Genomic DNA, 23,103 nt, shown 5'->3' with positions numbered 1-23,103 from the left:
CTGGCCTGGATCGATCAATGCTCTCACTCTATCGCACGACGCTTCCTACGTTATGCCTGACCTTGATACTACCGTGTACCGTGCTCGCCGAGGATGGCAAAACGCCAGAAACCACGAAGGACGCCGCCGCAGTTCAACGTCAGCCGCTGGCCGAGCGGAGCCAGGAAGACGCGCTGGCGCTGGAGCGCCAGGTGCCCAAGGAAGAACAGCAAACCCTGCAAGCCGGCAGCGATAACTTCCTGGCCTTGTGGAAGCCGGCCAATAGCCCTTCTCCCCATGGTGTTCTGGTAATTCTGGCCGGCGCTGGAGAAACCGCCGACTGGCCGAAGACCGTCGGCCCGCTGCGGCGCAAGTTTCCCGATGCCGAGTGGGGCACCCTGAGTCTGTCACTACCCGACCTGCTGACCGAAAGCCCGGTTGCCCGTAGCGAAAGTCCCGCACCCGCACCGGAAGCCGCTGACACCAGCAAAGCTGCACCGGCGAAAGACACGCCCGCCGACGCCAACGCCAACATCGCCCAGGCCACTGCGCCGGAAGCGGAAACTCCGGACGCACCGGGTGTCGCGGGCGGTGGTGCGAGCAGTGACAGCACCGACGCCGAACGGATTTTCGCCCGCCTCGATGCCGCCGTGGCCTACGCCCAGCAGCAGAACGCGCGCAGTATTGTCGTGATCGGAAATGGCAGCGGCGCCTATTGGGCGACCCGTTACCTGAGCGAACGCCAGCCGGCCCAGGTGCAGAAGCTGGTGCTGGTGGCCGCACAAACACCGTCGAAGGCCGAACACAGCCTGGACAGCCTGACCCCGTCGCTGAAAGTGCCGACCGCCGACTTCTACTACAGCGATCAGGAACAGGCCCGCCAGGCAGCAAGACAACGCCTGCAGGCCAGCAAGCGGCTCAAGGACAGCAACTACCGGCAAGTGGCATTGACCGCGATGCCCGGCAACCGCACTGCAGAGCAGGAGCAGTTGTTCAGGCGGATTCGCGGATGGTTGAGCCCGAGTCAGGTGGACTAAAAACCGTGGCGCTTGCGGATGATTGAGTAAGCCTGATGCAGTTCCCGCGTGCGCTCGGTCGCCTCGCGGACCCGGGCCGGGCTGGCGCCGCTGCCTTGCAGCTTGTCCGGGTGATGGCGGCTCAGCAGGCGCCGGTAGGCTTGCTTGATCTGGCCGGGCTCGGCCTCCGCTGTCACGCCGAGCAAGCGCAACGCCTCGGGATAACTGCCAGGGCCCTCAAGCGCGGCTTTGCGCGGCTCGTAGTCACCCGCCAGGGCTTGCACCTTGGCCGCCGACCAGCCCAGTTGCTGCCCCCAGCTCACCAGCAGTTCCTTCTGTTCGCGCCCGGCACGGCCTTCGGCCCAGGCCATGCGGCAACAGGCACGCAATACGCCTTCGGCGGCATGCGGCTGTTCCTTCAGGCGGCGCAGGTGCCCGTCCACTTTTTCGCGCCCTGCCTTGCCGCGATTGAACGCGTCGATGGCCTTCTTGCGGCCGGCGGTGTCCAGCTCCAGCCGCTGCATTTCGTGGCGCGCCTGTTGAATATGCCCTTCGAGCACCCGGCCGCCGCTTTTGGCAAGGCGCCCCAGTAGCACGAACAGCACTTCGTCATCCCGCAGCACCGGGCGCCCGCCCAGCTTTTCCCGCAGGTGCGCCCAACTGTGCAATTGCAGTCGGCGGTCCATCGCCTGGCCGAGCAACGCCCCCAACAACGCGCCAGGAATACTGGCGAGGGCAAAGCCGGCTCCGGCACCAATCACTGTGCTCGGCCACAACATCTCAGCGCTGCTCAGCGAGCAGGTGCTCGACTTCGGCAAGACGCTCAAGCGTCCCGACATCCACCCAGTGCCCACGAAAATGCTCACCACTGACCTGACCGCAAGCCATCGCGTGACGCAGCAGCGGAGCCAATTTGAACGCACCCGCCTGACAACCGGCGAACAGCGCCGGATGGATCACGGCGATACCGCTGTAGGTCAGGGTATCGCTGGCACCCTCACCATCGCGCACCTCTCCGGCAGCCAGACGGAAATCGCCGGCGCCGTGATGCCCGGGATTGTCCACCAGCACCAGATGCGCCTGTCCTTGCAGCGGCTGGCGCAGGCGGGTGAAGTCGTAGTCGGTCCAGATATCACCGTTGACCAGCACGAACGGCTCATCACCCAGCAGCGGCAAGGCCTTGAAGATCCCGCCACCGGTTTCCAGCGGCTCGCCCTCGGCGGAGAAGCGGATGCTCAGCCCCCAGCGCGAACCATCGCCGAGGTGGTCCTCAATCTGCTGGCCGAGCCAGGCATGATTGATGACGACGTCGGTGAATCCTGCCGCCGCAAGCGCGCGCAGGTGATATTCGATCAACGGCACACCCGCCACCGGCACCAGCGGCTTTGGTGTGTGCAGGGTCAGCGGACGCATACGTTCGCCCTTGCCGGCCGCGAGGATCATCGCCTTCATGGGCGCGCCTCCGCGGTCGCACGAAGACGGGTGATCAATTCGCCCAGTTCGGCCAACTCCGGCCGCCGGGAAATCACTTCATCTATATAGGCAAAGAAACGCGGCACGTCGGCGAGGTAGCGCGGCTTGCCATCGCGGTGACAGATACGGGCGAAGATCCCGATCACTTTCAGATGGCGCTGCACACCCATCAGGTCGCTGGCGCGATGGAAGTCCTCGAAATCCGCCTGCACCGGGATGCCCTCGGCCTGGGCACGTTGCCAGTAGTCGCGCAGCCAGCCGAGCACCTGCGGCTGCGGCCAACTGAGGAAGGCGTCCTTGAACAGGCAGGTGATGTCATAGGTGACCGGACCGTAGACGGCGTCCTGGAAGTCCAAGACGCCTGGGTTCGGCACGCTGCGCATCAGATTGCGCGGCATATAGTCGCGATGCACCAGGACCTTCGGCTGGGCCAGGGCGCTGTCGATCAGCAGGCTGCTGATGCGCTGCCAGGCTGCGGCCTGCTGCTCATCAAGGGTCACGTTGAGCTCGCGGCCGACATACCACTCGGGGAACAACTCAAGCTCGCGGCGCAGCAGCGCCACGTCGTAGCTCGGCAGCGGAGCGTCCATGGGCAGGTGCTGGAAGGCGAGCAGTGCGTCGATCGCGTCGTGGAACAAGGCGTCGGCATTGCTGCTGTCGATCACATCAAGGTAGGTCTGGTTGCCCAGGTCGCTCAGCAAAAGGAAGCCGCGCTCCAGGTCTTCACCATGAATAACCGGCACATTGACATTGGCACTGGCCAGCAGGCGGGCGATTTCGACGAAAGGCCGGCAGTTCTCCTGGGGCGGCGGTGCATCCATCACGATGAAGCTGCGGCCATCGGCCTGCCAGCGGAAGTAGCGGCGGAAACTCGCATCGCTGCTGGCGGCCGTCAGGCTACCTGCGGGGACCGGACCCCAGCCCTGCTGTTGGAAAAGACGTGCAAGTTGCTCATCGAGCCAGACGTTGAGGTGCTGCAGACGTACATCGTGATCGGGCATTACAAGGGTCTCCAACGGCCCAGGGCTCTGGAAAAATGTATTCGAACGAAGGCCAGACAAGGCCAAAACAGGCAACGAAGGCCGCGGGCGCGCCCGACTTTACCGGTTGTAGATGGGCATTCCGAGCGCATTTACAACGCAACGCAAGCGAGCCGGGACGCATTTCGTAGAGAGCCTAGCCGCCAAGCGGGTCATGCTTTATTATCCAGCATCTTTTTCAGACCATCGAGAGGCGTGCGGCCCCACACGCGGGCAGATGGCACGCAGGAAGCCCGGACTAATAAGATGGCATTGAAATCCCCCGCGTTTCGTAGAAAATTCCCGTTGCTGGTCACCGGCGGTTTGCTGGCACTGCAACCCCTGGCCACGTCGTACGTGGTGGCCGCCGAGCAGTTCGACTGCCAAGTTTCCGCTTCCGGTAGCTGGGACTGCAAGCCCAAGACCAGCGTGAACGCCCTTCCGCCGCGCCCGGTGCACGACGGTGCGGCCGTCAGTTCGGCCAATGCCACGCCAGAGCAGGTCGCCGCAGGCACTGCCGAAGCGAAAGGCACCAGCACCGCGCTGGTGACCGAGAGCAAAGGTCGTGGACTGAAGTCCCGCAGCGCCGACTACAGCCATCTGGACTGGGTTCCGCGCGACAAGCTGACCGCGGCGCAACTCGCCGAGGCCGGTCCGTATTGCTCCGGTGCCTATATCGAACCCACCCGCCCGGGCATGGACGACAGCACGCCTAAAGACGAGTCGCCAACCTTCATCGGCGCCAAGGTTTCCCGCTACCAGCAGGAACAGCAGATCGCCACCCTCGCGGGTGATGTGGTCATGCGCCAGGGCAGCATGCAGGTCGAGGCCGACGAGGCCAACCTGTATCAGGCCGAGAATCGCGGCGAGCTGAGCGGCAACGTGAAGATTCGCGACAACGGTTCGCTGGTAGTGGGCGACCACGCCGACATCCAGCTCGACACCGGTGAAGCCAAGGTCGACAACGCCGAATACGTGATGCACAAATCGCGCATCCGCGGTAACGCGCTGTACGCCAAGCGTGCCGAGAACGCCATCATTCGCCTCAAGGACGGTACCTATACCACCTGTGAGCCGAACAGCAACGCCTGGCAGCTCAAGGGCAACAACATCACCTTGAACCCGGCTACCGGTTTCGGTACCGCGACCAACGTCACCCTGCGGGTCAAAGATGTTCCGGTGTTCTACACCCCGTATATCTACTTCCCGATCGACGATCGTCGCCAGTCCGGCTTCCTGCCACCGTCCTTCAGCACCAGCAGCGACACCGGCTTCATGCTGGTCACGCCGTACTACTTCAACCTGGCGCCTAACTACGACGCCACCCTGTACCCACGCTACATGGCCAAACGCGGCTTGCTGATGGAAGGCGAGTTTCGCTACCTGACCAAGTCCAGCGAAGGCCAGTTTGGTGGGGCGTGGTTGAATGACAAGGATGATGAGCGCAACAAGATGTCCGATTACAAGGACCAGCGCTGGATGGTCAACTGGCAACACAAAGGTGGCCTGGATTCGCGCCTGCTGACTGAAGTCGACTACACCGACATCAGCGATCCTTACTACTTCCAGGATCTGGAGTCGGACCAGATCGGCGTGGAAAGCACCGAGTACGTCAATCAGCGCGCTGGCCTGAGCTGGCGCGGTGATAGCTTCACAGCTGGTTTGAGCGTCAATGCCTATGAGATGGCGAATATCTCGACGATTACACCCTATGACCGCCTTCCACACGTGTTCGCTTACGGCGCGCTGCCTTACAAACCGGCGGGTCTGAATTTCGCGTACAACACCGAGTTCGTGCGTTTTGAGCGCAGCCTGCGTACCGGCAACTTCAGTAACGAAAAGGGCGAACTGTCCTCTTGGTATGACAACAACGTATCAGGCTTGGCCCGGGCCAACGGCAACAGGGTCAACCTGGCACCGGAAGTCAGCTTGCCGATGGACTGGACCTACGGTTTCCTCAGGCCGACACTGAAGTATGTCTATACCCAGTACGACCTGGACCTGGATTCGAGAGGCAGAAATCAGGTTACCAGCTTCGACCAAAGCCCTAGCCGGAGTGTCCCGATCGCTAGCCTGGACAGCGGCCTGTACTTCGATCGCAACACGCAGTGGTTCGGCACAAACTACCGTCAGACCCTTGAGCCACGCCTGTACTACCTCTACGTGCCATACAAAGATCAGAGCGATATCCCGATCTTCGACACCAGCGAGTCGACCTTCAACTATTCCTCTCTGTTCCGCGACAACCGCTTCAGCGGCAATGACCGTATCGGTGACGAGAACAAGCTCTCACTGGGCCTCACCAACCGCTGGATCGAAGATAACGGCTTCGAACGCCAGCGCTTCAGCATTGGCCAGGCACTGTACTTCAAGGATCGCAAGGTTCAATTGCCTGGCATTGACGGAAGAATCCGCCAGGACTCGACCTCTGATGTCTCTCCTTATGCCTTGGAGTACGAGTTCCGCTTCAATCGTGACTGGCGTGTCGCTTCCGACTTCAACTGGGATCCGGACACTCGCAGTACACGTTCGGGAAGCGCCATGTTCCACTACCAGCCTGAAGATAACGTCAACAAGATCGTCAACTTCGGCTACCGCTACCGCAATGACCTGGTCCGTTACGACCAGACCACCGGCACATGGTCAGTGGGAGGCGGAGATTATGGGACCCCAGGCCAACCGGGTTATGTAAAGGACTACTACAAGATCCAGCAACATGACTTCTCCGTCATGTGGCCAATCGTTCCGCAGTGGACCGCAATCGCCCGCTGGCAGCACGACTACAACCGGAACCGCACACTGGAAGCCATGGGTGGTTTCGAATACGACAACTGCTGCTGGAAACTGCGTCTGATCAACCGCTACTGGGTCGATTACGACGAATTCAGCCAGGACGCACCGCAAAACGAAAAAGGCGACCACGGCGTCTTCCTGCAGATCGTGCTGAAAGGCCTCGGTGGTGTAGTGGGCAACAAGGTTGAGTCGTTCCTCGATCAAGGCATTCAAGGTTACCGTACACGTGAAGACCAAGCTTATTGATTGTCTGCGCCCGCTAGTGCTGGGCGCCGTGATGTTGAGCAGCACCGCGCACGCCGCGGTGCAGACCCTGGACAAGATCGTCGCCATCGTCGACAACGACGTGGTCATGCAGAGCCAACTGGACCAGCGTGTCCACGAAGTCCAGCAGACCATCGCCAAGCGGGGCGGCGCGGTGCCGCCTACCAGCGTGCTCGACCAGCAGGTACTGGAACGTCTGATCGTCGAAAACCTGCAACTGCAGATCGGCGAACGCTCCGGTATCCGCATCACCGATGAAGAACTCAACCAGGCCATCGGCACCATCGCCCAGCGCAACAACATGAGCCTGGAGCAGTTCCGCGCTGCCCTGGCCCATGACGGCCTGTCCTTTGATGACGCCCGCGAGCAGGTCCGTCGCGAGATGATCATCAGCCGCGTACGCCAGCGCCGGGTTGCCGAGCGCATCCAGGTGTCCGAGCAGGAAGTGAAGAACTTCCTCGCATCGGATCTGGGCAAGGTGCAGCTGTCGGAAGAATACCGTCTGGCCAACATCCTGATCCCGACCCCGGAAAGCGCCAATTCCAACGCGATCCAGGCCGCTGCCCGTCAGGCTGGCGAGATCTATCAGCAGCTCAAGCAAGGCGCCGACTTCGCCCAGTTGGCAATCGCCCGTTCGGCCAGCGAAACCGCGCTGGAAGGCGGCGAGATGGGCTGGCGCAAAGCGGCCCAGTTGCCACCTCCATTCGACCAGATGCTCGGGTCCATGGCAGTTGGCGACGTCACCGAGCCAGTCCGCACTCCAGGCGGCTTCATCATCCTCAAACTGCAGGAAAAGCGCGGCGGCCAAACCCAACTGCGTGATGAAGTCCATGTACGCCACATCCTGATCAAGCCAAGCGAAATCCGCAGCGAAGCCGAGACCAAGGTCCTGGCCCAGCGTCTGTACGATCGCATCCAGGCGGGTGAAGACTTTGCCGAACTGGCGAAGAGCTTCTCGGAAGACCCGGGCTCGGCGCTCAACGGCGGCGACCTCAACTGGATCGACCCGAACGCCCTGGTACCCGAGTTCCGCGAAGTCATGGCCCATGCCCAGCAAGGCGTAGTGTCCAAGCCGTTCCAGACTCAATATGGCTGGCACGTACTTGAAGTCCTTGGTCGTCGCGCCACTGACAGCACTGCCCAGGCCCGCGAGCAACAGGCCATGACCGTACTGCGCAACCGCAAGTACGACGAAGAGCTGCAAAGCTGGCTGCGTCAGATCCGCGACGAAGCCTACGTCGAGATCAAGCTTCCTGGCGCCGAACAGGCAGCCCAGTGAAACCTCAGCGCTTCGCCATCACACCCGGCGAGCCGGCCGGCATAGGTCCTGACCTTTGCCTGCTGCTCGCCTCGCAAGCCCAGCCTTATCCCCTGATTACCATCACCAGTCGTGACCTGCTCGCCGAGCGGGCCACGCAACTGGGTGTGGCTGTCGAACTGCTGCCCGTCAGCCCCGCCGCCTTCCCCGACCAGCCCGCCAAAGCCGGCAGCCTGTACGTTTGGGACACGCCACTGGCAAACAAGGCGGTCGCGGGCACGCTGGACAAGGCCAACGCCGCCTTCGTCCTGGAAACCCTGACCCGCGCCGGACAGGGCTGCCTGGACGGGCACTTCGCCGGCATGATCACCGCCCCGGTACACAAGGGCGTGATCAACGAGAGCGGCATCGCTTTCTCCGGACACACCGAATTCCTCGCCGAACTGACCAATACCGCCCAGGTCGTCATGATGCTCGCCACCCGCGGCCTGCGCGTCGCCCTGGTGACAACCCATCTGCCCCTGCGCGACGTGGCCGACGCCATCACTGTCGAACGCCTCGAGCGGGTCACGCGGATCCTGCATGCCGACCTGCAACAGAAATTCGGTATCGCCGCTCCGCGCATCCTGGTCTGCGGACTCAACCCGCATGCCGGCGAAGGTGGCCATCTGGGTCGCGAGGAAATCGACATCATCGAGCCCACGCTGGAACGCCTGCGTGGCGAAGGCATGGACCTGCGTGGTCCGTTGCCCGCCGACACACTGTTTACCCCCAAATATCTGGAGCACTGCGATGCAGTGCTGGCGATGTACCACGACCAAGGCCTGCCCGTGCTCAAGTTCAAGGGCTTTGGCGCAGCACTGAATGTCACCCTCGGCCTGCCGATCATCCGTACTTCGGTGGATCACGGTACCGCTCTGGACCTTGCCGGCACTGGCAAGATCGACACAGGCAGCCTGCAGGTCGCACTGGAAACCGCCTACCAGATGGCCGAGACCCGACTATGACTGAGCAATACCAACACCGGGCGCGCAAGCGCTTCGGTCAGAACTTCCTGCACGACGCTGGCGTGATCGATCGCATTCTGCGCGCCATCAATGCCAAGGCCGGCGAGCACATCCTGGAGATTGGCCCCGGCCAGGGCGCCCTGACCGAAGGCGTGCTGAGCAGCGGCGCGCAACTGGACGTGGTGGAGCTGGACAAGGACCTGGTGCCAATCCTCAACCAGCAATTCGCCGACCGCGGCAACTTCCGCCTGCACCAGGGCGACGCGCTGAAGTTCGACTTCACCACCCTCGGCGCCGCACCACGCGCCCTGCGAGTGGTCGGTAACCTGCCGTACAACATCTCCACCCCGCTGATCTTCCACCTGCTGAACAACGCCGGCCTGATCCGCGACATGCACTTCATGCTGCAGAAAGAAGTGGTCGAGCGCCTGGCCGCAGGCCCTGGCGGCGGCGACTGGGGACGTCTGTCGATCATGGTCCAGTACCACTGCCGGGTCGAGCACCTGTTCAATGTCGGCCCGGGCGCATTCAATCCACCACCGAAAGTGGACTCCGCGATCGTACGCCTGGTGCCTCACGAAACCCTGCCTCACCCGGCCAAGGACCACCGACTGCTGGAACGCGTCGTTCGCGAAGCCTTCAACCAGCGCCGCAAGACCTTGCGCAACACCTTGAAGGCTCTGCTCAGCAGCGATGCGATCGAAGCCGCCGGTGTCGACGGCAGCCTGCGTCCCGAGCAACTCGATCTGGCCGCTTTTGTCCGTCTGGCGGACAAGCTGGCCGAACAAGCGCCTGCCAAGTAACACAAGCCCGGCCAGCTTCCTTCGGAGGCTGGCCGGCGCACCGGCCAATGGCCTAGACTGACTTCTTCGCAACATCCGCTTGTATTGAAGGCCCTTCGCATGTCCGAACCGCGCTATCAGGTCGACGTCAGCGTCGTCACCCGCTTCCTCCCGGAACAGTCCAACCTCGAGAACGAGCAGTTTGCGTTCGCCTATACCATCACGGTGAGCAACAACGGCGCCGTGGCGGCCAAGCTGATCTCCCGTCACTGGGTCATCACCCATGGCAGCGGCAAGGTGGAAGAGATTCGCGGAGACGGCGTGGTGGGGCAGCAGCCACTGATCGCACCGGGCCAGAGCCACACCTACAGCAGCGGTGCGGTGCTGTCCGCCAAGGTCGGCACCATGCAAGGCAGCTACCAGATGTTCGCCGAAGACGGCGTGCGCTTCGAAGCGGTGATCGCGCCGTTCCGCCTTGCCGTTCCCGGGGCCCTGCACTGATGGCGACGTATGCCGTCGGCGATCTGCAGGGCTGCCTGGAGCCGCTAAAGTGCCTGCTCGAACGAGTCAACTTCAACCCCGCCGTCGATCGTCTGTGGCTGGTGGGCGATTTGGTCAATCGTGGCCCGCAGTCCCTGGAAACCTTGCGCTTCCTCTATGGCATGCGCGACTCGCTGGTCTGCGTACTGGGTAATCACGACCTGCACCTGCTGGCGGCCTGGCACAACATCGAGCGACTGAAAAAGAGCGATACCCTGCGCGAAGTGCTTGATGCACCGGACGCCCCGGAACTGATGGACTGGCTTCGCCGGCAGAAGCTGCTGCATTTCGACGAGGCCCGCGGCACCGTGATGGTTCACGCCGGCATTCCTCCGCAATGGACCCTGGCCAAGGCTCTGGCCCTGGCCGCCGAGGTCGAAGAGGTATTGCGTGACGACAATCGCCTCAAACCTTACCTGGACGGTATGTACGGTAACGAGCCCGCCAAGTGGAACAAGGACCTGACCGGCGTCAGCCGCCTGCGCGTCATCACCAACTACTTCACCCGCATGCGCTTCTGCACCGCAGACGGCAAGCTCGACCTCAAGGGCAAGGAAGGCGCCGACACCGCCCTGCCCGGCTACAAGCCCTGGTTCGCCCACAAGGACCGCCGCTCGCGGCACGTGAAGATCATCTTCGGCCACTGGGCGGCCCTCGAAGGCCGCTGCAATGCGCCCGGGGTCTTTGCCCTGGACACCGGCTGCGTGTGGGGCGGCGCCATGACCCTGATGAATGTCGACAGTGGCGAATTCCAGCGCTGCGACTGCAAGCCGAAAGGCACCCCGACCCCACCTGCCACGCCCCACACAAACGGCTAGAATGGCCCTTCACTGTTGAAGGAAACCGCCCCATGAGCGAATTCAAACGCATCCCTCCCGAGCAGGCCCAGGCGCTGCGTGAACAAGGTGCGGTCGTGGTCGATATTCGCGACCCCCAAAGCTACGCCACTGGCCACATCGCAGGCTCCCATCACCTGGACAACCACTCGGTTGCCGACTTCATCCGCAACGCCGACCTGGATGCGCCCACCGTGGTGGTCTGCTACCACGGCAACTCGAGCCAGAACGCAGCGGCGTACCTGGCTGGCCAGGGCTTCTCGGAGGTCTACAGCCTCGACGGTGGTTTCGAGTTGTGGCGCGGCACCTACCCGGCGGAAACCAGCCAAGGGACGCCCGAATAATTTTTTAAATTCCCCGCAGCCCGCGTCCCGTGCGGGCTCGCGCCTGACCAGACGAACGGTCATGGCGAACTTATCGCCCTTCCGTCCTTGACCTCCCGGATTACGAACTATCCTTAAGCCCAGGCCATCCAAAAAGGGGAGAGCCGGTACACCGGCGTGCGGGTCATCGGTAGCGATTTCAAGGTGTTCTGGGGGGTATACAGCAATCGTCCATCCCGATTGCATGCCAGCATCAGCTGACTGATCCGGCGTCGGCTCCACGTATCGAGCGAGGTGACGTCATGAGTATTTTTAGCCACTTCCAACAACGCTTCGAGTCCACCCGTCAGGAAGAGCTCTCGCTGCAGGAGTATCTAGAGCTCTGCAAGAACGACCGCAGCGCATACGCCTCAGCGGCTGAGCGTCTGCTCATGGCCATCGGGGAGCCGGAACTGGTCGACACCTCGAACAACTCCAGGTTGTCGCGAATTTTCTCCAACAAGGTCATCCGGCGTTATCCGGCCTTCGAAGATTTCCATGGCATGGAGGAATGCATCGATCAGATCGTTTCCTACTTCCGCCATGCTGCGCAGGGCCTGGAAGAGAAGAAACAGATCCTTTATCTGCTCGGCCCGGTAGGTGGCGGTAAATCGTCCCTGGCGGAAAAACTCAAGCAACTGATCGAGAAGGTGCCCTTCTACGCCATCAAGGGCTCGCCGGTTTTCGAGTCACCACTGGGGCTGTTCAATGCCACCGAGGATGGCGCGATTCTGGAAGAAGATTTCGGCATCCCGCGTCGCTACCTGAGCACCATCATGTCTCCTTGGGCGACCAAGCGCCTGGCCGAATTCGGCGGCGACATCAGCCAGTTCAAGGTGGTCAAGCTCTACCCTTCGATCCTCAACCAGATCGCCGTGGCCAAGACCGAGCCGGGCGACGAGAACAACCAGGACATCTCGGCCCTCGTGGGCAAGGTGGATATTCGCAAGCTCGAGGAATTCCCGCAGAACGACGCCGATGCCTACAGCTACTCGGGCGCACTGTGCCGGGCCAACCAGGGCCTGATGGAATTCGTCGAGATGTTCAAGGCGCCGATCAAGGTCCTGCACCCGCTGCTGACCGCGACCCAGGAAGGCAACTACAACAGTACCGAAGGCCTGGGCGCGATCCCTTACTCCGGGATCCTGCTGGCCCACTCCAACGAATCGGAATGGCACAGCTTCCGCAACAACAAGAACAACGAGGCGTTCATCGACCGGATCTACATCGTCAAGGTGCCGTATTGCCTGCGCGTCAGTGACGAAATCAAGATCTACGACAAGCTCCTGTTCAACAGCTCCCTGGCCAAGGCTCATTGCGCGCCTGACACCCTGAAGATGCTCGCTCAGTTCACCGTGCTCTCGCGCCTCAAAGAGCCGGAAAACTCGAACATCTACTCGAAAATGCGCGTCTATGACGGTGAAAACCTCAAGGACACCGATCCAAAAGCCAAGTCGATCCAGGAGTACCGCGACAGCGCTGGCGTAGACGAAGGCATGAACGGCCTGTCGACCCGCTTCGCCTTCAAGATCCTGTCGAAGGTGTTCAACTTCGACCCTCATGAAGTGGCGGCCAACCCGGTTCACCTGCTGTACGTGCTGGAACAGCAGATCGAGCAGGAGCAATTCCCGGCCGAAGTGCGCGAACGCTACCTGCGCTTCCTGAAGGAATACCTGGCGCCGCGCTACATCGAGTTCATCGGCAAGGAAATCCAGACCGCTTACCTGGAGTCCTACAGCGAGTACGGCCAGAACATCTTCGACCGCTATGTGCTGTACGCGGACTTCTGGATTCAGGATCAGGAATACCGCGATCCGGAAACCGGCGAGATCCTCAACCGCATCGCCCTCAACGAAGAACTGGAGAAAATCGAGAAGCCGGCCGGCATCAGCAATCCGAAGGATTTCCGCAACGAGATCGTCAACTTCGTACTGCGCGCCCGGGCCAACAACAACGGCAAGAACCCGACCTGGCTCAGCTACGAAAAACTGCGGGTGGTCATCGAGAAGAAAATGTTCTCCAACACCGAGGATCTCCTGCCCGTCATCAGCTTCAACGCCAAGGCCAGCAAAGAGGATCAACAGAAACACAACGACTTCGTTACGCGGATGGTGGAGCGCGGCTACACGGACAAACAGGTTCGCCTGCTCTCGGAATGGTACCTGCGGGTCAGAAAATCCCAGTAAAAGCTGTCAGCTGTAAGCCACAAGCCACGAGCTGTTCGCGGGGTGCCCAGGCACACCGCACAGCTCATGGCCGAGGCGAAGGCTTTTACTTGCAGCGCGTAGCTTGACGCTTGCGGCTGCATTACCGGAGGGGCCCATGAGCTATGTAATCGACCGACGCCTGAACGGCAAGAACAAGAGCACGGTCAACCGCCAGCGCTTTCTGCGGCGTTACCGTGACCACATCAAGAAAGCCGTCGAGGAAGCCGTAAGCCGCCGCTCCATTACCGATATGGAGCACGGTGAGCAGATCAGCATTCCCGGACGCGATATCGACGAACCCGTTCTTCACCACGGACGTGGTGGCAAACAAACCGTGGTTCACCCTGGCAACAAGGAATTCACCGCCGGCGAGCACATTCCGCGCCCACAAGGCGGCGGCGGGGGTGGCGGTCGCGGCAAGGCGGGCAACTCCGGCGAAGGCATGGATGAGTTCGTCTTCCAGATCACCCAGGAAGAGTTCCTCGAATTCATGTTCGAAGACCTGGAACTGCCCAATCTGGTCAAACGCCACCTGACCGGCACCGACACCTTCAAGACCGTACGTGCCGGGATCAGCAACGAAGGCAACCCGTCGCGCATCAATATCATCCGCACCTTGCGTTCAGCCCATGCCCGGCGCATCGCCTTGTCCGGCAGCAGCCGCGCGCGGCTGCGTGAGGTACGGGAAGAACTGGAGCGGCTGAAACGCGAGGAACCCGACAATTTCGGCGACATTCAGGAAATCGAAGCGGAAATCGAGCGCCTGAGCGCCCGCATCCACCGCATCCCCTTCCTCGACACGTTCGACCTCAAGTACAACCTGCTGGTCAAACACCCGAACCCGAGTTCCAAGGCAGTGATGTTCTGCCTCATGGACGTTTCCGGCTCCATGACCCAGGCCACCAAGGACATCGCCAAGCGCTTCTTCATCCTGCTGTACCTGTTCCTGAAGCGAAATTACGACCGCATCGAAGTGGTGTTCATCCGCCATCACACCAGCGCCCGCGAAGTGGATGAAGAAGAGTTTTTCTATTCACGCGAAACCGGCGGCACCATTGTCTCCAGCGCGCTGAAATTGATGCAGGAAATCATGGCCGAACGCTATTCGGCCAGCGAGTGGAACATCTACGCCGCCCAGGCCTCGGACGGTGACAACTGGAACGACGATTCGCCCATCTGCCGGGAGATCCTCAGCAAGCAGATCATGCCGTTCGTGCAGTACTACACTTACGTCGAAATCACGCCCCGCGAACATCAGGCCCTCTGGTACGAATACGAACGTATCGGCGAAGCCTTTGCTGACACGTTCGCCCAGCAACAGTTGGTGTCGGCCGGCGATATCTATCCGGTCTTCCGTGAACTCTTCCAGCGCAGGTTAGTGACATGACCGCCAGAGAGCAGAAACGCCATCCCATTTCCACCGGGTCCGAGTGGACGTTCGAGCTCATCCAGGCTTATGACCGCGAGATCAGCCGCCTGGCAGAGCGTTACGCCCTGGACACTTACCCCAACCAGATCGAAGTGATCACCGCCGAGCAGATGATGGACGCCTACGCCTCGGTGGGCATGCCGCTGGGCTATCACCACTGGTCCTACGGCAAGCACTTCCTGAGCACGGAAAAATCCTATAGCCGCGGTCAGATGGGCCTGGCCTACGAGATCGTGATCAACTCCGACCCCTGCATCGCTTACCTGATGGAGGAAAACACCATCTGCATGCAGGCCCTGGTGGTGGCTCACGCCTGCTATGGGCACAACAGTTTCTTCAAGGGCAACTACCTGTTCCGCACCTGGACCGACGCCAGTTCGATCATCGATTACCTGGTGTTCGCCAAGCAGTACATCACCCAGTGCGAGGAGCGCCACGGTATCGATGCCGTGGAAGACCTGCTGGACTCCTGCCACGCCCTGATGAACTACGGCGTCGACCGCTACAAACGGCCTTACCCGATTTCCGCCGAAGAAGAGCGACGTCGACAGAAAGACCGCGAAGAGCACCTGCAGAAGCAGATCAACGACCTGTGGCGCACCATTCCGAAAGGGGCCGACAAGTCCAGCGACAAGGACGCCGGGCGCTTCCCCGCCGAGCCTCAGGAAAACATCCTCTACTTCATCGAGAAACATGCGCCGCTGCTGGAGCCCTGGCAGCGTGAGATCGTGCGCATCGTGCGCAAGATCGCCCAGTATTTCTATCCACAGCGCCAGACCCAGGTAATGAACGAAGGCTGGGCAACCTTCTGGCACTACACGCTGATGAACGACCTGTACGACGAAGGCCTGGTCACTGACGGCTTCATGATGGAATTCCTCCAGTCCCACACCAGCGTGGTGTTCCAGCCCGGCTTCGACAGCCCCTACTACAGCGGCATCAACCCCTATGCGCTGGGGTTCGCCATGTACACCGACATTCGCCGCATTTGCGAGCACCCTACCGAAGAGGACCGCCACTGGTTCCCCGACATCGCCGGCAGCGACTGGCTGTCCGCCATCAAGTTCGCCATGAGCAGCTTCAAGGACGAGAGCTTCATCCTGCAGTACCTCTCGCCCAAGGTCATTCGTGATCTGAAACTGTTCAGCATCATGGATGACGATCAGCGCGACGATCTGCTGGTCCCGGCAATCCATGACGAGAGCGGTTACCGCGTCATTCGCGAAACCCTGGCGGCCCAGTACAACCTCGGCAATCGCGAACCCAACGTGCAGATCTGGAGCATCGACCGCCGCGGCGATCGCTCACTCACCCTGCGCCACCAACAACACGACCGCAAACCACTGGGCGACTCAACCGAGGAAGTCCTCAAGCACCTGCACCGTCTCTGGGGCTTCGATATTCACCTCGAAACCCTGCAGGGCGAGCAGATCATGAAAACCCATCATGTTCCGCCACGGGGGGAGCACTCCGAGGGTGACCACGGTCGCCTCGACCTCGCCGTCGTCCACCTGTAACCCAGGCAGCCTCCGTGATGTCACACAGGTTATCCTGTGGGGCATCTACGGAGGTTTTTCATGCAGATTTACAAAGTCGGCGGCGCCGTGCGCGACCGCCTGCTCGGCAGGCCGGTCACCGACAACGACTGGGTCGTGGTTGGCGCCACGGTCGAACAGATGCAGGCCCAGGGCTTTCGCCCGGTGGGCAGTGATTTCCCGGTGTTCCTACACCCCAAGAGCGGCGAGGAATATGCTCTCGCCCGCACCGAGCGCAAGAGTGGCGTTGGCTACGGCGGCTTTACGTTCCATGCCAGCCCGGAGGTCACCCTTGAGCAGGACCTGATCCGCCGCGACCTCACCATCAACGCCATGGCCGAAGACGGCGACGGTAATCTGACCGATCCCTACAACGGCAAGAAAGACCTCGAAGACCGCATTCTCCGTCATGTTTCACCCGCGTTCGCCGAAGATCCTCTGCGGGTCCTGCGCGTTGCCCGCTTCGCTGCGCGCTTCGCCGGACTCGGTTTTAGCGTGGCCCCCGAAACCCTGGAACTGATGCGCCAGTTGAGCGAATCAGGTGAATTGCAGGCCCTCACCGCAGAGCGCAGCTGGAAAGAAATTTCCCGCGCGATGATGGAAGACGCCCCCCAGGTATTCATTCAGGTCCTGCGCGACTGCGGCGCACTCAAGCAACTGATACCCGAGTTGGACGCCCTGTTCGGCGTGCCCCAGCCCGCCGCCCATCACCCGGAAATCGATACCGGAGCCCATACACTTGCAGTGCTGGAGCAAGCCGCGCGGCATGAGCATCCACTGACCGTACGCTGGGCCTGCCTGCTCCATGACCTGGGCAAGGGCACCACACCGGAAGCCGAATGGCCCCGGCATATCGCCCATGAACATCGCGGCCTGAAATTGATTGAAGCGGTCAACCAGCGCTTCAAGGCACCGCGTGACTGCCAGGAACTGGCGCTGCTGGTAGGCGAGTTCCACACCCACGGCCACCGCGCACTGGAACTGAAGCCCTCGACCTTGCTGGAGCTGCTGCAACGTTTCGACGTGTATCGGCGCCCACAGCGGTTCGAAGAGTTTATTGCCGCTTGCGAAATGGATGCGCGGGGTCGGCTGGGGCTGGAGGATCGCGCTTATCCCCAGGCGGAATATCTGCGCGGCGCGGCAGCGGCGGCTAGAGAAGTGGCTGTGCAGCCGCTGGTGCAGCAGGGCTACACCGGACAGGCACTGGGAGAAGCACTGAAGAAAGCCCGCCTGAATGCGCTGAAAGCCTACAAGGAAAACGCCGCGAACTGAGTTCGCGGCGCTCGATCAGAGCCCTTGCGGGGTCAACTGCCGCTCGCTCCAGAGGAACGGCACGGGGGCGAGGACCTGGTCGATCTGCGCCTCGCTCCATAGCTGCGCCATGGTCTTGCCGGCGCCCGGATGCAGCAGCGTCGGCGCTATCAGCGATAGCGGCCACAGAACGAAAGCGTTTTTCAGAATTTCGGCACGGGGCAGGATCAGGCCGTCGAAGTTGCCGTGAAGGTCGCCGTACATCAGCACATCGATGTCCAGCGGCAGCCCTTTGCGCTCCGGCGCATAGCGGCCGTTGTCGGCCTCGATGAACTTGAGCCGGCGATCCAGTTCGATCAGCGGCAGATCGGTCAGGCCGGTCACCACCAGATTGAAAAACGGCCCGCTCTTGATGCCCACCGCCTGACTTTCGAAGACGGCGGAGCACTCCATCTGCTGGAGAAAACCGGCCAGTGCGTCGAGGCCGGCAGTGAGGTGCCGTTCGCGCTCGACATTACTGCCGAGGCCCAGGTAGACCCGTATCAGAGGCATCCGCGCTCGATCTCCACGCCAACTCCTGAAGCCGCAGGCACCGCGCCGGGCTTGGTCAGCTTCAAGTGCAGCCATGGAATATTGAATTCGGCCATCAGCACCTGGGCCAGACGCTCGGCGAAGGTTTCCACCAACTGGAACTGCGTCTGCTCGGCGAATGCCTGGATCCGCGCCGAGACGCTGGCATAGTCCAGGGCGAGGGTAAGGTCGTCTCCCGCGGCCGCCGGGCGATTATCCCAGGCGAACCGCAGATCCAGCCGCAGGCACTGGCGAATGCCGCGTTCCCAGTCGTAGGCACCGATCACAGTGTCGACTTCCAGCCCCTCGATGAACACTCTGTCCAAGCACTTCTCTCCACAGCACGACAAGGGCGCCTTGCGCCGTTAGAATCAGGGCGTCCTCGCCCGGAATAGTTAGCATGTTTTGGTTACTGGCGTTATTCGCCTACCTGCTCGGCTCTCTGTCCTTCGCCATCGTCCTCAGCCGCCTGAGCGGCAGCCCGGACCCGCGCATGAGCGGTTCAGGCAATGCCGGCGCCACCAATATGTTGCGTCTGGCGGGGCGGAAGCTGGCGATCCTGACCCTGCTTGGCGACCTGTGCAAGGGGTTGCTGCCAGTACTGCTCGCCCATTCGGCTGGCCTGGACCAACAAGAACAGGCCTGGATCGGCGTCAGCGCGGTCATCGGCCACCTGTTTCCGGTGTATTTCCGTTTCCGCGGCGGCAAGGGTGTCGCCACCGCCGCCGGCATGCTGCTCGGCCTCTACCCGCCGGCCGCCCTGCTGGCCATCAGCAGTTGGCTGCTGACCTTCTACCTGACCCGCACCAGCTCGCTGGCCGCCCTGATCGCAACGCCTCTGACCCTGCCACTGCTGGCCTGGCGCGAACCTGAAGCGTTGTTGCCAATGAGCCTGTTGACCTTGCTCATCGTCTGGCGTCATCGCGGCAATCTACGCGACCTGTTCGCCGGACGCGAACGGCATTTCTGAACGCGCCGAATGAGCAGGATTCACCTTCAGATCGCTTGCAACTGCTCCATCGGCCAGCGTGCCTGCACGCTGATCGCCAGGCTTTCCTTCTGGCCGGCCGCCAGACGCTGGCATCCCGCATAGGCAATCATCGCGCCGTTATCGGTGCAGAACTGCGGCCGGGCGTAATACACATTGCCCTTGAGTCCCGCCGTCATATCCTCGAGGGATGCGCGCAAGGCCTTGTTGGCGCTTACACCGCCAGCGATCACCAGGCGCTTCAGGCCGGTCTGTTGCAATGCGCGGCGGCACTTGATGGTCAGAGTCTCCACCACCGCCTTCTCGAAGGCCAGGGAGATGTCGCAACGGGTTTGCTCGCCGTCGTCCCCAGCGCTCTTGCATTGCTGCCAGGTATTGAGGGCGAAGGTTTTCAGGCCACTGAAGCTGAAATCCAGGCCCGGCCGATCGGTCATCGGCCGCGGGAATACGAAGCGGCCGGGCACGCCCTGGGTTGCCAGGCGCGCAATTTCAGGACCGCCGGGATAATTCAGGCCGATCAGCTTGGCAGTCTTGTCGAAGGCCTCGCCTGCGGCGTCGTCCAGCGACTCGCCGAGCAGTTCGTAACGGCCAATGCCGTCGACCCGCACCAGTTGCGTATGGCCGCCAGATACCAGCAAGGCGACGAACGGGAATTCCGGAGGGTGCTCTTCCAGCATCGGCGCCAGCAGGTGGCCTTCCATATGGTGGACGCCCAACGCCGGGATATCCCAGGCAAACGCCAGGGCCTGGGCGCAAGATGCGCCCACCAGCAGCGCACCAACCAGGCCAGGGCCGGCTGTGTAGGCGATCGCATCGATCTCGGTAGGCGCGCAATCGGCTTCGGCCAGAACCTGGCGGATCAGCGGCAGCATGCGCTTGACGTGATCACGCGAAGCGAGCTCCGGCACCACACCGCCATAGACGCGGTGCAGGTCGATCTGGCTGAATAACGCGTCGGCCAGCAGGCCTCGCTCGCTGTCGTAGAGCGCGACGCCGGTTTCATCGCAGGATGTTTCCAATCCCAGTACTAGCATGGGTGTTTGCCTTGTCGAGGCTGAATTCGAAGGCGCGCATGATAGTCCCCGCTCCCGGTGCCGACCAGCGGTTTTCGATCAGAGGCTTTGCATTCCGCCCAGCTAAGAGTTACCATCCGCAACCCTTAAAACCGACGTTACTCCAGTGCACATTTCTGCCACGAGTTCGTTGACCCCGGTAATGAATGAAGGTAGCTCTGGATGCCAGCCGTCAAAGTTAAAGAGAATGAACCCTTCGACGTAGCTCTGCGTCGTTTCAAGCGCTCCTGCGAAAAAGCCGGTGTACTGGCTGAAGTTCGTAGCCGCGAATTTTACGAGAAGCCAACTTCTGAGCGTAAGCGCAAAGCAGCAGCCGCTGTTAAGCGTCACGCCAAGAAAGTTCAGCGCGAACAGCGCCGCGCCGTTCGTCTGTACTAATACAGACGTTCGTCGCAAGCTTCTGCCTTGCCCGGCCTACAGCCGGGCTGCCGGCAGATGTTCTGCTGTTTCCTCCGGCAGCGACTCAGGTCGTGATGCCAGAGACGCCCAAGCTGTGTACCAGCGCGGGCAAGCCTGCGTAAATCGTCAGAACTGGCCTCAACGCCAGCCGTGCACGTCACCACTGACGAGCCCTCACGGGCTGCAGACGAGCACACCCTTCTTTCCGTTTTTGCGTCATGCCATTCGACACCTGCTTCGAATGCACCGTCGTTCCCGCTGCATTAGCGATAGACTTTGTTATCGCCTGACGACGAGAGAGCCATGGCCGGGTTGATTCCCCAAAGCTTCATTGACGACCTTCTGAACCGCACCGACATCGTCGATGTGGTGAGTTCTCGCGTCCAGCTAAAAAAAGCCGGCAAGAACCTCACCGCCTGCTGCCCGTTCCACAAGGAAAAGACCCCATCCTTCAGCGTCAGCCCCGACAAGCAGTTCTATTACTGCTTCGGCTGCGGCGCCGGCGGTAACGCCCTCGGCTTCATCATGGACCACGACAACCTGGATTTTCCCCAGGCTGTCGAGGAACTGGCCAAGGCCGCGGGGATGGAAATCCCCCGGGAAGAAAGCGGTCGCGGACACAAGCCCCGCCAGCCGACCGATTCGCCGCTCTACCCGCTGCTCACGGCTTCCGCCGAGTTTTATCGCCAGGCCCTGAAAAGCCACCCGACCCGCAAAGCGGCGGTGGACTACCTCAAGGGCCGCGGCCTGTCCGGGGAAATCGCCCGCGACTTCGGCCTCGGGTTCGCTCCGCCCGGCTGGGACAACCTGTTCAAGCACCTGGGCAGCGACACCCTGCAGCAAAAGGCCATGATCGACGCTGGCCTGCTCATCGAGAACGCTGAATCCGGCAAGCGCTACGACCGCTTCCGCGACCGGGTCATGTTCCCGATCCGCGACAGTCGCGGCAGAGTGATCGCCTTCGGTGGCCGGGTACTCGGCGACGACAAGCCCAAATACCTCAACTCCCCGGAAACCCCGGTCTTTCACAAAGGCCAGGAGCTGTACGGGCTGTACGAGGCGCGCAAATTCAACCGCAACCTCGACGAGATCATCGTCGTCGAGGGTTACATGGACGTCATCGCCCTCGCCCAACAAGGCCTGCGCAATGCCGTCGCAACCCTGGGCACGGCGACCAGTGAGGAACACCTCAAGCGCCTGTTCCGCGTGGTGCCAAGCGTGTTGTTCTGCTTCGACGGTGACCAGGCCGGCCGCAACGCCGCCTGGCGTGCGCTGGAAGCAGCTCTGTCGAGCCTGCAGGATGGCCGCAAGGCGCGTTTCCTGTTCTTGCCTGAAGGTGAAGACCCGGACACCCTGGTCCGCGCCGAAGGCACCGATGCCTTCCGAGCCCGCATCAACCAGCACGCCCAGCCGCTGGCCGACTACTTCTTCCAGCAACTGACCGAGGAAGCCGATCCGCGCTCGCTCGAAGGCAAGGCCCACATGGCCACCCTCGCCGCACCGCTGATCGACAAAGTGCCGGGCGCCAACCTGCGCGCCCTGATGCGCAATCGCCTGAAGGAAATCACCGGGCTGGACAACCAGCAGGTCGAGCGACTGGCCCAGAGCGCGCCGCGCGAGGCGCCGCCGGCCTACGACCCGGGCATCGACTACGATGCGATTCCCGACTACAGCCAAGACTACAGCGACTTCCACCAGCCGGAGCATTTCCAGCCCCAGCAGCAATGGACGCCCAACCAGGGCGGACAGCAGCAGAAGAAGAAATGGGACGGCCAGGGCAAGAAGGGCAAACCATGGGATCGCAATGGCAAACGCCAGGAATTCCATCCGGCATGGGTCCCCACGTCGGTCGAACCACCGACCATCATCGCCCTGCGGACCCTGCTGCATCACCCGGAGTTGGCGAGGAAAGTCGAGGAAACCAGTCATTTCGCCGCCGAAGAACATCTTCACGCGCAACTGCTGGTAGCACTGGTCGAAGCGCTGCAAAAAAAACCTGAGCTACGCTCATTACAGTTGATCGCACGCTGGCACGGCACTGAACAAGGCCGTCTGCTGCGGGCGCTGGCGGAAAAGGAATGGCTGATCGATGCCGACAACCTTGAACAACAGTTTTTCGACACTATAACTAGCTTGTCCGCTCGCCAACGCGAGCGCAGCCTGGAACATCTGCTCAGAAAAGCACGTCAAAGCGAATTGAGCGCAGAGGAAAAAAATCAGCTGCGCGACCTACTGAGTCGCAATGTTCCCGCACAAACCCCGACCTCAACTGGCGCGTGAGGTCCATGCTCGGGTATAATCCTCGGCTTGTTTTTTGCCCGC

General features: G+C 61.6%; 21 protein-coding genes. 15 read left to right on the top strand and 6 right to left on the bottom strand.

The annotated features are described in order from the left end of the window. Positions 1–17 precede the first annotated feature (17 nt). Complete coding sequence (locus DM374_RS20520) at positions 18–1,016, top strand: alpha/beta hydrolase family protein (RefSeq protein ID WP_110971543.1); 999 nt, start codon at positions 18–20, stop codon at positions 1,014–1,016. On the opposite strand, the gene DM374_RS20515 is transcribed toward DM374_RS20520, so the two are convergent. The 3 genes from DM374_RS20515 to DM374_RS20505 are packed head-to-tail and all read right to left on the bottom strand — an operon-like array spanning position 1,013 to position 3,469. Further along, positions 1,013–1,774, bottom strand: a complete 762-nt coding sequence (locus DM374_RS20515; protein ID WP_110971542.1) for a DnaJ domain-containing protein — start codon at positions 1,772–1,774, stop codon at positions 1,013–1,015. The two genes, DM374_RS20520 and DM374_RS20515, sit on opposite strands and share 4 nt — an antisense overlap. Position 1,775: 1 nt before the next feature. Then, entirely contained in the window at positions 1,776–2,447 is a 672-nt protein-coding gene (murU, locus tag DM374_RS20510) for an N-acetylmuramate alpha-1-phosphate uridylyltransferase MurU (RefSeq protein ID WP_110971541.1), read from the bottom strand. Continuing rightward, entirely contained in the window at positions 2,444–3,469 is a 1,026-nt protein-coding gene (locus tag DM374_RS20505; RefSeq protein WP_110971540.1) for an aminoglycoside phosphotransferase family protein, read from the bottom strand. Before DM374_RS20505 ends, murU begins: the two co-directional genes overlap by 4 nt. 285 nt (positions 3,470–3,754) lie before the next feature. Here DM374_RS20505 and DM374_RS20500 point away from each other — a divergent pair, with 285 nt between their 5' ends. The 11 genes from DM374_RS20500 to DM374_RS20450 all read left to right on the top strand — a co-directional run bounded on the left by DM374_RS20500 (position 3,755) and on the right by DM374_RS20450 (position 17,772). Then, positions 3,755–6,526, top strand: coding sequence for an LPS-assembly protein LptD (locus DM374_RS20500; protein WP_110971539.1), 2,772 nt, complete (start codon positions 3,755–3,757; stop codon positions 6,524–6,526). After that, complete coding sequence (gene surA, locus DM374_RS20495) at positions 6,507–7,823, top strand: peptidylprolyl isomerase SurA (protein ID WP_110971538.1); 1,317 nt, start codon at positions 6,507–6,509, stop codon at positions 7,821–7,823. Before DM374_RS20500 ends, surA begins: the two co-directional genes overlap by 20 nt. Then, entirely contained in the window at positions 7,820–8,809 is a 990-nt protein-coding gene (gene pdxA / locus DM374_RS20490; RefSeq protein ID WP_110971537.1) for a 4-hydroxythreonine-4-phosphate dehydrogenase PdxA, read from the top strand. Before surA ends, pdxA begins: the two co-directional genes overlap by 4 nt. Continuing rightward, on the top strand, positions 8,806–9,612 hold the full coding sequence (gene rsmA, locus DM374_RS20485) for a 16S rRNA (adenine(1518)-N(6)/adenine(1519)-N(6))-dimethyltransferase RsmA (protein WP_110971536.1): 807 nt from the start codon (positions 8,806–8,808) through the stop codon (positions 9,610–9,612). The genes pdxA and rsmA overlap by 4 nt, the downstream gene beginning before the upstream one ends. A gap of 99 nt (positions 9,613–9,711) precedes the next feature. Beyond that, on the top strand, positions 9,712–10,092 hold the full coding sequence (gene apaG / locus DM374_RS20480; protein WP_110971535.1) for a Co2+/Mg2+ efflux protein ApaG: 381 nt from the start codon (positions 9,712–9,714) through the stop codon (positions 10,090–10,092). Continuing rightward, positions 10,092–10,949: a symmetrical bis(5'-nucleosyl)-tetraphosphatase gene (locus tag DM374_RS20475; RefSeq protein WP_110971534.1), complete on the top strand. Its 858-nt coding sequence runs from the start codon at positions 10,092–10,094 to the stop codon at positions 10,947–10,949. The genes apaG and DM374_RS20475 overlap by 1 nt, the downstream gene beginning before the upstream one ends. A 32-nt stretch (positions 10,950–10,981) precedes the next feature. After that, on the top strand, positions 10,982–11,311 hold the full coding sequence (gene glpE, locus DM374_RS20470; protein WP_110971533.1) for a thiosulfate sulfurtransferase GlpE: 330 nt from the start codon (positions 10,982–10,984) through the stop codon (positions 11,309–11,311). A gap of 281 nt (positions 11,312–11,592) precedes the next feature. Then, positions 11,593–13,515, top strand: a complete 1,923-nt coding sequence (locus tag DM374_RS20465; RefSeq protein WP_095156159.1) for a PrkA family serine protein kinase — start codon at positions 11,593–11,595, stop codon at positions 13,513–13,515. Between the two features lie 136 nt (positions 13,516–13,651). Next, complete coding sequence (locus DM374_RS20460; RefSeq protein WP_095156160.1) at positions 13,652–14,923, top strand: YeaH/YhbH family protein; 1,272 nt, start codon at positions 13,652–13,654, stop codon at positions 14,921–14,923. Beyond that, positions 14,920–16,482, top strand: a complete 1,563-nt coding sequence (locus DM374_RS20455; protein ID WP_110971532.1) for a SpoVR family protein — start codon at positions 14,920–14,922, stop codon at positions 16,480–16,482. The genes DM374_RS20460 and DM374_RS20455 overlap by 4 nt, the downstream gene beginning before the upstream one ends. Before the next feature lie 60 nt (positions 16,483–16,542). Continuing rightward, positions 16,543–17,772, top strand: coding sequence for a multifunctional CCA addition/repair protein (locus DM374_RS20450; RefSeq protein ID WP_110971531.1), 1,230 nt, complete (start codon positions 16,543–16,545; stop codon positions 17,770–17,772). A 15-nt stretch (positions 17,773–17,787) separates the two neighbouring features. On the opposite strand, the gene folK is transcribed toward DM374_RS20450, so the two are convergent. Continuing rightward, a complete protein-coding gene (gene folK, locus DM374_RS20445) occupies positions 17,788–18,303 on the bottom strand; it encodes a 2-amino-4-hydroxy-6-hydroxymethyldihydropteridine diphosphokinase (RefSeq protein WP_110971530.1) in 516 nt (171 codons plus the stop codon). Further along, complete coding sequence (gene folB / locus DM374_RS20440; protein WP_095156164.1) at positions 18,294–18,647, bottom strand: dihydroneopterin aldolase; 354 nt, start codon at positions 18,645–18,647, stop codon at positions 18,294–18,296. The genes folK and folB overlap by 10 nt, the downstream gene beginning before the upstream one ends. 74 nt (positions 18,648–18,721) lie before the next feature. Here folB and plsY point away from each other — a divergent pair, with 74 nt between their 5' ends. Then, positions 18,722–19,291 carry a glycerol-3-phosphate 1-O-acyltransferase PlsY gene (gene plsY / locus DM374_RS20435; RefSeq protein WP_110971529.1) on the top strand — a complete coding sequence of 190 codons (570 nt, stop codon included), beginning with the start codon at positions 18,722–18,724 and terminating at the stop codon, positions 19,289–19,291. Between the two features lie 26 nt (positions 19,292–19,317). On the opposite strand, the gene tsaD is transcribed toward plsY, so the two are convergent. Next, positions 19,318–20,343, bottom strand: a complete 1,026-nt coding sequence (tsaD, locus tag DM374_RS20430) for a tRNA (adenosine(37)-N6)-threonylcarbamoyltransferase complex transferase subunit TsaD (protein ID WP_095156166.1) — start codon at positions 20,341–20,343, stop codon at positions 19,318–19,320. Between the two features lie 201 nt (positions 20,344–20,544). On the opposite strand from tsaD, the gene rpsU reads away from it, so the two are divergent. Together rpsU and dnaG are read left to right on the top strand one after the other, a co-directional pair. Next, the gene (gene rpsU / locus DM374_RS20425; protein WP_002551877.1) at positions 20,545–20,760 is read left to right on the top strand and encodes a 30S ribosomal protein S21; all 216 of its coding nucleotides are present in this window, start codon (positions 20,545–20,547) and stop codon (positions 20,758–20,760) included. A gap of 324 nt (positions 20,761–21,084) precedes the next feature. Further along, positions 21,085–23,061 (top strand): DNA primase, encoded by a 1,977-nt coding sequence (dnaG, locus tag DM374_RS20420; protein ID WP_110971528.1) that lies wholly within the window; start codon positions 21,085–21,087, stop codon positions 23,059–23,061. Positions 23,062–23,103 lie beyond the last annotated feature (42 nt).

Source organism: Pseudomonas huaxiensis, assembly GCF_003231275.1.
Lineage (GTDB): Bacteria > Pseudomonadota > Gammaproteobacteria > Pseudomonadales > Pseudomonadaceae > Aquipseudomonas > Aquipseudomonas huaxiensis.
Note: the sequence above shows the minus strand (reverse complement) of the source record. Positions and strands in the feature narration are given on the sequence as shown.

Coding starts and splice junctions, on each gene's coding strand:
- DM374_RS20520 (WP_110971543.1), top strand. CDS start 18: ATGCTCTCACTCTATCGCACGACGCTTCCTACGTTATGCCTGACCTTG.
- DM374_RS20515 (WP_110971542.1), bottom strand. CDS start 1,774: ATGTTGTGGCCGAGCACAGTGATTGGTGCCGGAGCCGGCTTTGCCCTC.
- murU (WP_110971541.1), bottom strand. CDS start 2,447: ATGAAGGCGATGATCCTCGCGGCCGGCAAGGGCGAACGTATGCGTCCG.
- DM374_RS20505 (WP_110971540.1), bottom strand. CDS start 3,469: ATGCCCGATCACGATGTACGTCTGCAGCACCTCAACGTCTGGCTCGAT.
- DM374_RS20500 (WP_110971539.1), top strand. CDS start 3,755: ATGGCATTGAAATCCCCCGCGTTTCGTAGAAAATTCCCGTTGCTGGTC.
- rsmA (WP_110971536.1), top strand. CDS start 8,806: ATGACTGAGCAATACCAACACCGGGCGCGCAAGCGCTTCGGTCAGAAC.
- apaG (WP_110971535.1), top strand. CDS start 9,712: ATGTCCGAACCGCGCTATCAGGTCGACGTCAGCGTCGTCACCCGCTTC.
- DM374_RS20475 (WP_110971534.1), top strand. CDS start 10,092: ATGGCGACGTATGCCGTCGGCGATCTGCAGGGCTGCCTGGAGCCGCTA.
- glpE (WP_110971533.1), top strand. CDS start 10,982: ATGAGCGAATTCAAACGCATCCCTCCCGAGCAGGCCCAGGCGCTGCGT.
- DM374_RS20465 (WP_095156159.1), top strand. CDS start 11,593: ATGAGTATTTTTAGCCACTTCCAACAACGCTTCGAGTCCACCCGTCAG.
- DM374_RS20460 (WP_095156160.1), top strand. CDS start 13,652: ATGAGCTATGTAATCGACCGACGCCTGAACGGCAAGAACAAGAGCACG.
- DM374_RS20455 (WP_110971532.1), top strand. CDS start 14,920: ATGACCGCCAGAGAGCAGAAACGCCATCCCATTTCCACCGGGTCCGAG.
- DM374_RS20450 (WP_110971531.1), top strand. CDS start 16,543: ATGCAGATTTACAAAGTCGGCGGCGCCGTGCGCGACCGCCTGCTCGGC.
- folK (WP_110971530.1), bottom strand. CDS start 18,303: ATGCCTCTGATACGGGTCTACCTGGGCCTCGGCAGTAATGTCGAGCGC.
- plsY (WP_110971529.1), top strand. CDS start 18,722: ATGTTTTGGTTACTGGCGTTATTCGCCTACCTGCTCGGCTCTCTGTCC.
- tsaD (WP_095156166.1), bottom strand. CDS start 20,343: ATGCTAGTACTGGGATTGGAAACATCCTGCGATGAAACCGGCGTCGCG.
- rpsU (WP_002551877.1), top strand. CDS start 20,545: ATGCCAGCCGTCAAAGTTAAAGAGAATGAACCCTTCGACGTAGCTCTG.
- dnaG (WP_110971528.1), top strand. CDS start 21,085: ATGGCCGGGTTGATTCCCCAAAGCTTCATTGACGACCTTCTGAACCGC.